The following is a 12,704-nucleotide window of genomic DNA, read 5'->3' as shown; positions in this document are numbered from 1 at the left end:
GTTAAACTATCTTTCTTGTTTTTTACAAACATTCTACAACTAAATGAGAGTAAAATCAAATGATAGAAATAAAACCCTGAAAATAAAACTTTCAGGGTTGGTAGTGGTACTTGAGAAATTAGTTGATTTTCTCGACATAGAGTTGTGTTGCAATGTCCATATTCACTTGTAAATCCTCGTCTTTACTAAGGATAGTGAAGGTATTGCTGAAGCCATCAAACTGCTTGACTTGGAGCGAATCACCGATGTGAAGTGAGTGCTTGTCCAGATAATGGAGAATGTCAAAACTATCGTGCACCCGAGTTAGACGGTAGGATCCACTCTCTTTGATATCAGCTAGTGGTAGGTTATTGATTTCAACTAAGAGTTCTCCCTTGGCAGGAATAGTTCCTCCGTGAGGGCAGGTCTTGGGGAATCCAAGTAATTTTTCTAGTCTCTCCACGAATAGCTCAGAGACAGTATGTTCCAATACCTCAGCTTCTTCATGAATCTGGTCACTAGTATAGTCTAAATGATGAACTAGAAAAACTTCAATCAAGCGGTGTTTACGATAGAGCTCAGAGACTAGTTTGAGGCCGAGGTCAGTCAGTAGATAGCCACATTCCTTGTCCTTGAGGATGAGGTTTTCGCTCTTCATCCGTTTAATCATTTCAGTTACAGCAGGGGGAGAGACTTGCATGCGGGCAGCAATTTCCTTGTTGGTAATTTTATGCAGGTCTATGCCGATTTCATAAATACATTTTAGATAATCTTCTTTATTCGGGGTCATTCGCTTCCTCTTGTCTAATATCTATATCTAGTATATCAAAAAAAGCTAGATTTCTCTAGCTGTGACTTTTTATGTTATACTTATTGCAAGAGAAAAAACGAGGAGATGGATATGACGAAAATAGCTCTTCTTTCAGATATTCATGGAAATACCACCGCCTTGGAGGCTGTTTTGGCAGATGCTCGGCAGCTAGGAGTGGATGAATACTGGCTTCTGGGAGATATTCTCATGCCAGGGACAGGGCGTAGAAGGATTTTGGACTTGTTGGCTCAACTACCGATTACGGCTAGAGTTTTGGGAAACTGGGAAGATAGTCTGTGGCACGGTGTCCGTAAGGAATTGGATAGTACTCGTCCCAGTCAACGCTATCTCTTGCGCCAGTGCCAGTATGTTTTAGAGGAAATTTCCCTAGAAGAAATTGAACTGCTCCACAATCAACCCCTCCAGATTCATCGTCAGTTTGGTGATTTGACGGTAGGAATTAGCCATCATCTGCCTGATAAGAACTGGGGGCGAGAGTTGATTCATACTGGAGCGCAAGAGGATTTTGACCGCTTGGTGACCAATCCGCCTTGTGATATTGCTGTTTATGGTCATATTCACCAGCAGTTGCTTCGTTACGGGACTGGTGGACAATTAATTGTCAATCCAGGTTCGATTGGGCAACCTTTCTTTCTAGATGCCCAGTTGCGGAAGGACTTGCGGGCCCAGTATATGATTTTAGAGTTTGATGACAAGGGCTTGGTAGATATGGACTTCCGACGAGTTGACTACGATGTGGCAGCTGAATTGCAACTGGCTAAAGATCTGAAGCTTCCCTATTTTGAGGTTTACTATGAAAGTCTGGTCAATGGTATCCACCATACTCATCATCAGGAATTTCTGAGAGAATTGGCCCAGAAAGAGGGCTATGATAGGGAATTAGATGCCTGGCTAAAAGGTGGTAATGATTGACATTACAACTAAAAAGGGTATAATAAAAGAAAAAGAAGAGTAGAGGCAGGTTAGCCTCGTAAAAAGGAGAAGAGGATGCAAATTCCAAGTAGATTTACCATTGCGACTCATATGCTGATAATCATTGCCCTCAAGGGGAAGGAAAGCAAGGTGACCAGTGATTTTTTAGCTGCTAGTGTCGGGGTCAATCCTGTCATTATCAGAAAGACCTTGTCCCAGTTGAAGAAGGCAGAGCTGATTTCAGTCGCGCGCGGAACAGGGGGAACAGAGATTGTCAAGGATCTTAAGGACATTAGTCTTTTAGATGTCTATCAGGCGGTTGAGTGTCTTGGTAAAACAGGTCAACTCTTTAGTTTTCATGACAATCCAAATCCAAATTGCCCAGTTGGAGCTCATATTCATGATGTTTTGGATCAAAAATTGGAGAGAATCCAACTGGCTATGGAGGCTGAACTTGGTCAGACCAGTCTAGAACAAGTTGTGGCCGATGCAGAGAGTCAAATGAAGGAGTAAGAGGGATAGATGCCCTCTTTTTCTCTATGTAAAATTGTGATAAAATAGAATCATTAAAGGAGGAAGAAATGTATCTCGTTATAGGAATTGTATTAGCATTTATAGTGTCATTTTGGAAGGATAATAGAAGTTTGTGGAATCCAGTATTATTCTTATTATCCCTCATTTCCAGTTATTTTTATCTAGGCTACCTTTTTTATCAAAATGGGTATGAGAAGATTCATTTCGCTTTTTTTATATTTCCCTTTATTTTACTTCCTTTTTTGCTTTTTCTAAGTGGCATCTTTCTAATCTATAATGGGGTCATTTTGTTGAAGCGAGAGGGACGTTCAAAGGCTAATTATCTCTCCATGCTCCTTGGAATAGTCATTTTACTATTTTTTGCTTTGATGTCATTTCGATTGGGAGGACGACATGAATTATTTTACACCAATCACTTTCTAAATATTTTATTTGCATTTATTGCTTATTCTTACTTTATTTTTGGTTTTGCTTTTGTGGCTTTTATTCTGTACTCTATCTTGTATCTCTTTATTCCTAAGAAGAAGCATTATGATTTTATTATCATTCATGGTGCAGGTTTGTTAGACGGAGAAAAGGTAACACCTTTGCTGAAGAGGAGAATTGATAAGGCAGTGGAAGCTTATCACAAGTCTAAGAATCCTCATATCAAAATCATTGCCAGTGGTGGTCAAGGAGGAGATGAGAAGATTTCTGAAGCGCAGGCCATTACAAACTATCTTCTTGAAGAGACAGATGTTCCCCAAGATGCGATTATTCTGGAAGATCAATCAAGGACTACCTACGAGAACCTTCTCCTTTCTAAGGAACTTGGTGAGGAACTGGTAGCCAAACCTCAATTCCTCTTTGTTACAAATGACTATCATGTTTTTCGTACCAGTACCTATGCGCGTAAGTTAAATATGAAGGGAGATGGCCTCGGATGTAGGACGGCAGGCTACTACATACCATCTGCTTTTATTCGGGAGTACGTAGCGCTCTGTGTCAAGATGAAATGGCTCTTCCTTGCCTTGTATGTCCTGCTGTTAGTTATCATTTTGTTAGCCTATAAAGGGGTTATTTGGTAGTTAGATTTTATTAAAAAAGACTTAGAATGCACATGAAAGTCTGTGTTCTAGGTCTTTTGTTTTATATACATTTGATTTTTGAAAGCTACTATCTATTTTTCCAGGCTTGGTAACGGGTATCAATCAATAATTGGGTGAGGCGACCCATAGTTTCCCTTTCTTCTGGAGTGAGGGATTGCGCTTGGATAAAGAGATGATGAATGTGTTCAAGCGCCTTTAAGGAAGACAAGTCATTGATAGAAGTAATACCAGAATCAAGAATGGTGCCAAAGAAGAGATCGAAGTAGAGCTGGAGTTCCTCGTCAGGGACTGTGGCCACCCACTCCTTGAAGGTTGTGTCTACTTGTTGGCTATCACTGTTGGTCTTATCCAGTTGAACGAAGTGCTTGTCCTCAATCTGCCAACTAAAGGTATCGTGCTGGGCGATACCACCCAAGGCAGTACTGTGCACTATGATTTGGTGGGCCGGAATTTCCAACATCATACCGATGATGGAACCTTGTGGGATGAAGACCTTGTTTCTATCCATTATCCTTTGATAGCCCTCGGTTTGTGTCAGTTCTTTGTGGAGACCAGGTGCATCAAAGGTATAAACTGCTGTGATTTGATTTTGCAAGTTTTGCTCAATTTGACTAGCAGCATAGATGGCTAAATTTCCTCCCTTGGAATGCCCAGCTAGAATGACCTTTTGCTTAGGATGTTGGGCAAAAAAGTTCTTTAAATATCGGAGGGCGTGCTTTTGAGCAGGAATTTCCTTCATATAGGTCAGGTGGAAATCTTCCTTCCAGCCAATGATACTGTCATCAGTCCCACGAAAGACAATCAGATAGGTATCGAGATTGAGGCGGTAGGTCATAGCCGCAAATTGTTTTTGCAGCTCAGGGTCGATGTCATTAATAAAATGGGAGAGTTTGCAATTTTTGAAGCGTTTGTGTTGAGCTAGTTCATCTAATAGCTGGAGGCGATTTTTGCTGGTCAACATGTTAGATTCTCTTGGAACCTGAGGTGCCAGGTCTAAAAGTCGCATAGGAGTTGTGGAGACCAGATTATCAAAGGAGAGGTAGGTGGTTTCTGTTAAGGTTAGAATGTCTAATTCATTTAAAGGAAGGTCGTAAAAGGAATCGTGTGCGACATCTTTCAGATAGTCAAAAATATTGGTCATAAGAACTCCTTTCTTTTTATTTATCTTATCAAATTTCTCTCAAATTAGCTAGTAGCATTGCCTGTTTTTACTGGCTAAAACAAGCTATTTCAAATTCAGTTTCAGACCTTCTAGCATGGAAAAATCTGTTATAATAATAGAAAAGGAGGAGCGCATGCACAAGATTTTATTAGTAGAAGATGATCAGGTTATTCGTCAACAAGTCGGGAAAATGCTCTCTGAATGGGGATTTGAAGTGGTTCTGGTAGAAGACTTTATGGAAGTTTTGAGCCTTTTTGTCCAGTCGGAGCCTCATCTGGTTCTCATGGATATTGGCTTGCCCTTGTTTAACGGCTATCATTGGTGTCAGGAGATTCGCAAGATTTCTAAGGTGCCGATTATGTTTCTGTCTTCCAGAGACCAGGCTATGGATATTGTTATGGCGATTAATATGGGGGCGGATGACTTTGTGACCAAACCTTTTGACCAGCAGGTTCTTTTAGCTAAGGTTCAGGGCTTGTTGCGCCGTTCCTATGAGTTTGGGCGTGACGAGAGTTTACTGGAATATGCCGGTGTGATCCTCAATACCAAATCCATGGATTTACATTATCAAGGGCAAGTGTTGAATTTGACCAAGAACGAATTCCAGATTTTACGCGTTTTGTTTGAGCATGCAGGCAATATCGTAGCGCGTGATGACCTGATGCGGGAACTTTGGAACAGTGACTTTTTCATTGATGACAATACCCTCTCTGTCAATGTGGCTCGTTTGCGTAAAAAATTGGAAGAGCAGGGCTTGGTAGGATTTATCGAGACCAAGAAAGGGATAGGGTACGGACTGAAGCATGCTTGATTGGAAACAATTTTTTCTAGCCTATCTGCGCTCTCGTAGTCGTCTGTTTGTCTATCTGCTTGCTTTAGCATTTCTAGTTTTGCTCTTTCAGTTTTTATTTGCCAGTTTAGGAATTTACTTTCTCTACTTTTTCCTCTTGTGTTGCTTTGTAACCATCTTATTTTTCACTTGGGATATATTGGCGGAGATGCAGGTCTATCGTCAGGAACTTCTCTATGGGGAGAGGGAAGCCAAGTCTCCTTTGGAAAGAGTTTTGGCTGAGAAATTAGAAGCGCGTGAGATGGAACTCTATCAGCAGAGGTCAGATTCAGAAAGAAAACTGACGGATTTGCTGGATTACTATACCTTGTGGGTCCATCAGATTAAGACCCCCATTGCAGCCAGTCAACTCTTAGTTGCAGAAGTAGCCGACCGCCAACTGAAGCAGCAATTAGAACAGGAAATTTTCAAGATTGACTCCTATACCAATCTAGTTTTACAATACCTGCGTTTAGAAAGTTTTCATGATGATTTGGTCTTAAAGCAGGTTCAAATTGAGGATTTGGTCAAGGAAATAATTCGTAAATATGCTCTTTTCTTTATTCAAAAAGGCCTAAATGTCAATCTACATGACCTTGATAAAGAAATCGTGACGGATAAGAAGTGGCTGCTAGTGGTTATTGAGCAAATCATCTCAAACAGTCTCAAGTACACCAAGGAAGGTGGTCTGGAGATTTATATGGAGGGGCAAGAGCTTTGTATCAAGGATACGGGAATCGGGATAAAAAACAGTGATGTCCTCCGAGTCTTTGAACGTGGTTTCTCAGGATATAATGGACGCCTAACCCAGCAGTCATCTGGACTTGGACTTTACCTATCTAAGAAAATTTCTGAAGAATTGGGTCACCAGATTCGCATCGAGTCTGAGGTTGGAAAAGGAACGATAGTGCGGATTCAGTTTGCTCAAGTAAAGTTAGTCCTTGATTGAGAAGAGACAATGAGTTTTTACCCAATCTCTTTTTGCTATATTTCAGGATATTTGAAGACTGTTTTTTACAAAACTAATAATAGAATTTTTAATACGGAATATAGTATAAATACTGGTTCAAAGTGAAGTTTTGTATGCTTTATACTTTTGTTGAGTATAAAATCTATAAACTAAGGGTTAATTACAAAAATTAATTTGAGATGAAGTGAATTGTAGACTTGGGAAATGTCTCCTATTCGATTTCAGAATGAATCGTTGATACAGGATTAAAAGAACTGCAGCTTTCTTTTTATTTTGAATGAGATAGGTGTATATAGATTTGTGTAACTGGTGTAGAACTGTTTCCAAGAATTTATTGAATGTATCGAATACACACATCCTATTGATTTTGAACCAGTTTTTAATTTCTAAATGTTATAATAGTTTTATCAAGTAAAAGGAGACTACCATGATTGGAGACAATATAAAATTCTTACGAAAATCACATAATCTGATATAACCAGAATTTTCACGGATTGTGGGTGTGTCACGAAATAGCCTAAATCGTTAGAAAAACTGAAAAAGCTTACTTTCAATAGAAGTATTGGAAATATTCATTTTACATCTATCAAAGAAACATGGGATAGACCTATATTTTACAAAATAGCAAATTATACTTGGAATGATAGTAAAAACTGCAGAACTTGTGTGATTGCCAATTATTGCACTCAATGTCCTGGTATCGCACTATCTGAAACAGGGAATAGTAGAGATTGTTCTTCGATATGTAAAAAAAGTATTAGTAAGGAGTATCGTATATGCTACCATATCTTAAAACTATTAGATGGTATCTCTTCTTTAATTTTCTTTTTGGTGCAATATCGAATATCTGCACTGCTTTGTTACCGTATTTCACGCAGGCATTAATCAAAGGGGATTATCAAGTAGCTCTATATGGTTACTCTATGTCAGTGGCAGGCTATTTGAGTTGTAACTATATCCAAATGATACTTGATTGGAAGCAGGGGATTATCTTTTCGACTACTTTGAAAAATGAGTGGTTTCGTTCACTTCTGGGACTCAGTCATCACGATTTCAAGCAGAAAACAGTAGCAGAGTATATTTCCTATCAATCTAATGACCTAGATTCGTTGGAAAAGGATTACCTTCCTCCATTGATGAGTTTTATCAAACAAATTTTACGTATCATCATTTACGCTTTCATTATTAGCAGAACAATTAATCCTATTGTATCACTGATTTTAATCTTTTCCACTGGAATTAGTATTCAAATTCCTAAAATCGTTGGGAAGTTGACCGCTAATCGTAGACAGGTTTACTTGAAAAAACAAGGAGATTACTATCGAACTTTGGAGGATTTGCTCATGGGACATCATTTGGTAAATAAACTAACTATGTCGCATTTTTTGAATCAACAAAAGAGCTCTCTAAAGAATTTGCAGGATAAGTATTTTAAGTATGGTTTGACAAAAATTACAGGCATCTTATTGACAGGTGTTTCTTTTGAATTTATTAGTCTTGTTCTGTTTATTTATTTAGCCTACTCTCTATCTCACCAGCAACTCGGTATTCCTGAGGTGGTGGCGAGTTTCGGATATATTAATGCTTTTTCTGAACCAATACAGGAAATCCTTTATGATTTACAAATGTTAGAGTCCGTAAAGCCTGTAATCAAGAGTTTTCAAAACATTGTTGGGAGACCCGTTTCAGTTCAAGCACCTCAACATTCTTTTGATACGATTACTTTGAAAAACATTTCCAAACAACTGGGAGAATCAAAATTGATAATTACTTCCGCTACGATTCAAAAAGGGGATAAAATTGCGCTTATTGGTAAGAATGGGTCTGGAAAAAGTAGTCTTCTCAACATTTTAAATGGAACAGATGAAGATTTTGAAGGACAAATTGTGCTAGATGGGCTTGTTTTGGACCATCTTTGGGGAAGATTCGGTATGATTCTGCAACAAGAACATACATTTATTTCAAGTTATGAAAATAATGTAACGCTATTCAATAGTTTCAATGAAAAATTCAGAGAAGAAGATTTTGAAAAAATTCCACCACAATCCCTGTCAGGTGGTCAGCAACAACGAATGTATTTAAATCGTGAGAAAAATCGTAAAAATCCATTGCTTATCCTAGACGAACCTTTCTCTGCCTTGGATACTAATCAGTTTAAAATGGAATTGGAAAGAGTTCTGGAACTACCAAGTGCCGTCATTGTTACTTTACATCGCCAAAACGAATTATTAAGTAAGTTTGACCAAGTTTGGGAAATTAAGAATGGAGAACTTGTAATTTTGAAATAGCTAAATTATAAAGAATAAAACGCATAGTATCAAGGTTCTTCTGATACCGTTTTTCCTTCTTCGGATAAGGAAACAAAAATTTCTTGCTTCCTCTATCTGTTCAATTGATAGATTTCGTCAGAGAAAGACTGTAAAATTTTTGATATAATGTTAAGGATGGACTGGCGGATACTTAGAGGATAATTTTCAAAAGTATAACAGGTGAGAAGAAAAATATGTAAGACTGGACAGAAGTCTCTCTACCATCATCCATGCAGAAACAAGATTATATGAAATAAAAGGAGTAACCAATGTCCGGAAACTATTCAACACGTGAATTCCGCGAGAAACTATATGATGACCTTCATGTTCGATTAAGAGATACACTGATTTTGATGTGTTCGATTTTTATTGCCTCTATAGGTCTAAATATGAATTCAACAGCAGTCGTTATTGGAGCCATGCTGATTTCCCCTCTTATGACACCGATTGTTGGACTGGGATTCGGTTTAGCTATTTTTGATACACGTTTAATCAAGCAATCTCTACAGGTTTTACTTACTCAAGTATTGGTCAGTTTGCTTGTCTCGACTTTGTATTTCTGGATGTCTCCCTTATCTTATGCAAGTAGCGAGTTGATTGCACGAACCTCTCCAACCATTTGGGATGTTCTCATTGCTATTGCTGGTGGGATAGCAGGTTTCATTGGTTCAAGGAAAAAAGAAGCAAACAATATCGTACCAGGAGTAGCCATCGCAACAGCTCTGATGCCACCTATCTGCACTGCAGGATATGGTTTAGCTAATGGAAATGTACGATTTTTATTTGGGGCTCTTTATCTTTTCTTAATCAACTGTGTCTTTATCATGCTAATCAACATTGTTGGAACAAGATTTTTGATGAGAAAATCTCCCTTAAGTTCATTTAATGAGCTAAACATTAAAATGAAAATTGGATTGATATCCTTGATTGTATTATTGGTCCTTCCAGCCAGCTATTCAGCAGTCACTCTGACGATGGATCAAGCTCGAAAAGAAGGGATCAAACAGTTTGTAGAAAATGAGTTCGCCAATCATACGGTCATTAATCAAGTCTACAAGTCAAGTAGCAATGAATTAGTCTTGACGGTTGTTGGAGATCCGATTTCAGAAGAAGAATTAGAAACACTCCACCAAAAACAAGCCTCTTACGGTATTCAATCTGTTCAATTGAAAGTGAATCAAGTTCAGAACTCGCCAACATTAGATAGTGAAGCGACCAAGGAATTTTATGAAAACATTGACAAGTATATTGATCAAAAACTCTCTGAAAAAGATTCACAAAACGATCTCGTAAAAGAAAATGAAGCAGACAAGGATTGAGGACAATGAACTGAATCGGTTTTTACGCCGTGTTTTTCTTGTATCTTCCTCTTTCTTACTTATAGCAGGTTGTTTTTGCTTGAATAAGAAATAAATTAGAAGTTCTATCATCTAAGAAAAATGATGAAAAAAATCATTTAACTAATGGTGTGAACGTTTAGTGTTTATCAGCTCCATTCTCTGTAATTTTGGGGGTAAAATCCACACCATTTAGATAAAATTAGTTGAATTTGATTGGAAAAACGCTTTTATAAAAGCGGAGAAAAGTCTTGATATTACGCTGTTTTTAGTCCAACTGAAATTCATACTTTCCAAACCAGGCTTGAAAAAAGCTCGTAAAGCATCACAATTTAGTAAACGTTAAAACTTATTTAAACTTATTGAAAGCATTTCGTATCAAAAATACGGGATGCTTTTTCTGTTCACCCCAAATTTTTGTAACTAGGTGATACTTGAAATTAATACAAATTTGGTTGTTTTTGATAAATCTAAGCAACACTAAATGATGAAGTGAAAGGGGATGAATCTTTGATAGTATTCATTTATTGTGAAATATGATATACTTATTAATTAGATGGATGAATACTTCTAGAGTTAAATATAGCATAATAGGGACAGACTTTTTGGTTTATTTTTGTTTGTAGTCGGATTATGAAAGAATATCCAATATTATGCGATAAGATAGAATGTTACAAAAAAGAAAGGGGATGCAATCCGATGAAGAAAGACAGATTAATTGTATTGACAGATGCTGTTCTAGCAATTATTATGACCATCTTGATTTTAGAGTTAGAAAAACCAACAACACCAAGTCTTGAAGCTTTTTGGGATTTACGGCAAAATTTCTTTGCTTGTTTTCTTTCCTTTTTCTGGTTGGGATCGTTATGGATGGCACTAAACACATTATGGGAAAAGGTTGAGAAAATTTCCTCAGAAATTATTTGGTGGAATTTGTTTCTACTCTTGGAGCGGCAGGAGTTCTCTTTGGAGAATTTCATGCCATCCAAGATACCAGTCTGAATGATGTGGTGGACCGGATCTATATAAATGTCAAGGATTTACCGTTTCAGTCCTTGGGAGCTTTAGCTAATATCCTGTCTGATGTTAAGAAGGGACTGATTCAAGACAGTCATATCTGGTCTTTCTTCCAGTCATTTTTCAAACAATATCAGTTGATAATCAGCTTAAATCAGATCTATCAGTTTGTCTATCTTTCTCTGATGGAGATCATGTCCTATCTTCACTTTGATTATTGGAAAAAACGGCTCGGTCAGGAGCTAGTATGAATAAGGAGAACAAATGAGACGTTTAAAAATGTTATGGCATATTATACAGGTTACGGGTTTTACTCGGTTTGCTCTGAGTTTTGTGACCTTTGTTTTTGGGTCAGGAGGCGTGCTTTTCCTAGTTGAACCTGCTATCACAAATTACGGAGACGGTCTTTGGTATGCTTTTGTGACTTCGACGACTGTCGGCTACGGGGATCTCCTAGCTGTGACCTTGATTGGAAGGATTACCAGTGTCTTCTTGACGATTTATGGGCTCATATTTTTTGGCTGTTTATCAGCTGTTATTATTAATTATTATACCGATTTAAATAAGGAAAGAGGAGAGGACAAATGACTGCCAATTATTCAACACGGGAATACCGTGAGAAATTATACGATGACCTTCATGTTCGATTGAGAGATACAGCGATTTTGATGTGTGCAATTTTTATTGCCTCTATCGGTCTAAATATGAATTCAACAGCTGTTATTATTGGAGCCATGTTAATTTCACCTCTCATGACACCGATTGTTGGACTGGGATTCGGTTTAGCTATTTTTGATACGCGTTTAATCAAGCAATCTCTAGAGGTTTTATTGACTCAAGTGTTGGTCAGTTTGCTTGTCTCGACTCTGTATTTCTGGATTTCTCCCTTGTCTTATGCAAGTAGCGAGTTGATCGCACGAACCTCTCCAACCATTTGGGATGTTCTCATTGCTATTGCTGGTGGGATTGCTGGTGTGATCGGTTCAAGGAAAAAAGAAGCAAACAATATCGTGCCAGGAGTAGCCATTGCTACAGCTTTGATGCCGCCTATCTGTACTGCTGGCTATGGTTTAGCTAATGGGAATGTACGATTTTTATTGGGGGCTCTCTATCTTTTCTTGATCAACTGTGTCTTTATCATGCTAGCCAACATTGTTGGAACAAGAATTTTGATGAGAAAATCTCCTTTAACTTCATTTAAAGAGCTGAGCATTAAAATGAGAATTGGCTTGATTTCTTTGATTGTATTGTTGATTCTTCCAGCTAGCTATTCGGCAGTTACTCTGACAATAGAACAAGCGCGAAAAGAAGGAATCAAACAGTTTGTAGGAAAAGAGTTCGCCAATCACACGGTCATTAATCAAGTTTACAAGTCAAGAAACAATGAATTGGTCTTGACGGTTGTTGGAGATCCAATTTCAGAAGAAGAATTAGAAACGCTCCACCAAAAACAAGCCTCTTACGGTATTCAATCTGTTCAATTGAAAGTCAATCAAGTTCATAATTCGACAAAATTAGACGGTGAGACGACCAAGGAATTTTATGAAACCATTAACAAGTATATCGATCAAAAACTCTCTGAAAAAGATTCACAAAAAGATCTCGTAAAAGAAAATGAAGCAGACAAGGATTGAGGATATTGACCTTATCTAACTTATGAAAGCAAATCTTGTGTGGTGGTTTGGTCAATCACTACTAGCTCGGATTAAATAATACTCTTCGAAAATCAAATTCA

General features: G+C 37.8%; 13 protein-coding genes. 11 read left to right on the top strand and 2 right to left on the bottom strand.

The window, feature by feature from the left end:
* Positions 1-118: 118 nt before the first annotated feature.
* Positions 119-769 carry a metal-dependent transcriptional regulator gene (locus tag B7703_RS06220; protein WP_084924055.1) on the bottom strand — a complete coding sequence of 217 codons (651 nt, stop codon included), beginning with the start codon at positions 767-769 and terminating at the stop codon, positions 119-121.
* Between the two features lie 111 nt (positions 770-880).
* Between B7703_RS06220 and B7703_RS06215 the strand changes: the two genes are divergently transcribed.
* The 3 genes from B7703_RS06215 (at position 881) to B7703_RS06205 (ending at position 3,324) form a co-directional block, all read left to right on the top strand.
* A complete protein-coding gene (locus tag B7703_RS06215; RefSeq protein ID WP_185952546.1) occupies positions 881-1,723 on the top strand; it encodes a metallophosphoesterase family protein in 843 nt (280 codons plus the stop codon).
* A 75-nt stretch (positions 1,724-1,798) separates the two neighbouring features.
* Positions 1,799-2,236 (top strand): Rrf2 family transcriptional regulator, encoded by a 438-nt coding sequence (locus B7703_RS06210; RefSeq protein WP_001166796.1) that lies wholly within the window; start codon positions 1,799-1,801, stop codon positions 2,234-2,236.
* Between the two features lie 68 nt (positions 2,237-2,304).
* Entirely contained in the window at positions 2,305-3,324 is a 1,020-nt protein-coding gene (locus B7703_RS06205; protein WP_084924051.1) for a YdcF family protein, read from the top strand.
* Positions 3,325-3,412: 88 nt separating this feature from the next.
* Here B7703_RS06205 and B7703_RS06200 read toward each other — a convergent pair whose 3' ends face one another.
* On the bottom strand, positions 3,413-4,486 hold the full coding sequence (locus tag B7703_RS06200; RefSeq protein WP_084924049.1) for a DUF2974 domain-containing protein: 1,074 nt from the start codon (positions 4,484-4,486) through the stop codon (positions 3,413-3,415).
* Between the two features lie 154 nt (positions 4,487-4,640).
* On the opposite strand from B7703_RS06200, the gene B7703_RS06195 reads away from it, so the two are divergent.
* The 8 genes from B7703_RS06195 to B7703_RS06155 all read left to right on the top strand — a co-directional run bounded on the left by B7703_RS06195 (position 4,641) and on the right by B7703_RS06155 (position 12,603).
* A complete protein-coding gene (locus B7703_RS06195; protein WP_000548991.1) occupies positions 4,641-5,318 on the top strand; it encodes a response regulator transcription factor in 678 nt (225 codons plus the stop codon).
* The gene (locus B7703_RS06190; RefSeq protein WP_084924048.1) at positions 5,311-6,285 is read left to right on the top strand and encodes a sensor histidine kinase; all 975 of its coding nucleotides are present in this window, start codon (positions 5,311-5,313) and stop codon (positions 6,283-6,285) included. Before B7703_RS06195 ends, B7703_RS06190 begins: the two co-directional genes overlap by 8 nt.
* A gap of 797 nt (positions 6,286-7,082) precedes the next feature.
* Positions 7,083-8,594 (top strand): ATP-binding cassette domain-containing protein, encoded by a 1,512-nt coding sequence (locus B7703_RS06185; protein ID WP_049500984.1) that lies wholly within the window; start codon positions 7,083-7,085, stop codon positions 8,592-8,594.
* Positions 8,595-8,884: 290 nt separating this feature from the next.
* Complete coding sequence (locus B7703_RS06180) at positions 8,885-9,934, top strand: TIGR00341 family protein (RefSeq protein WP_084924046.1); 1,050 nt, start codon at positions 8,885-8,887, stop codon at positions 9,932-9,934.
* 717 nt (positions 9,935-10,651) lie between these two features.
* Entirely contained in the window at positions 10,652-10,954 is a 303-nt protein-coding gene (locus B7703_RS06170; RefSeq protein WP_004240734.1) for a TMEM175 family protein, read from the top strand.
* Complete coding sequence (locus B7703_RS06165; RefSeq protein WP_000397556.1) at positions 10,879-11,220, top strand: hypothetical protein; 342 nt, start codon at positions 10,879-10,881, stop codon at positions 11,218-11,220. Before B7703_RS06170 ends, B7703_RS06165 begins: the two co-directional genes overlap by 76 nt.
* Positions 11,221-11,233: 13 nt before the next feature.
* A complete protein-coding gene (locus B7703_RS06160) occupies positions 11,234-11,557 on the top strand; it encodes a potassium channel family protein (RefSeq protein ID WP_001253404.1) in 324 nt (107 codons plus the stop codon).
* Positions 11,554-12,603, top strand: a complete 1,050-nt coding sequence (locus B7703_RS06155) for a DUF389 domain-containing protein (RefSeq protein WP_084924045.1) — start codon at positions 11,554-11,556, stop codon at positions 12,601-12,603. Before B7703_RS06160 ends, B7703_RS06155 begins: the two co-directional genes overlap by 4 nt.
* The last annotated feature ends 101 nt before the right edge of the window (positions 12,604-12,704 follow it).

Source organism: Streptococcus mitis (genome assembly GCF_002096735.1).
In the GTDB taxonomy this organism is placed as follows: Bacteria; Bacillota; Bacilli; order Lactobacillales; family Streptococcaceae; genus Streptococcus; species Streptococcus mitis_CZ.
Note: the sequence above shows the minus strand (reverse complement) of the source record. Positions and strands in the feature narration are given on the sequence as shown.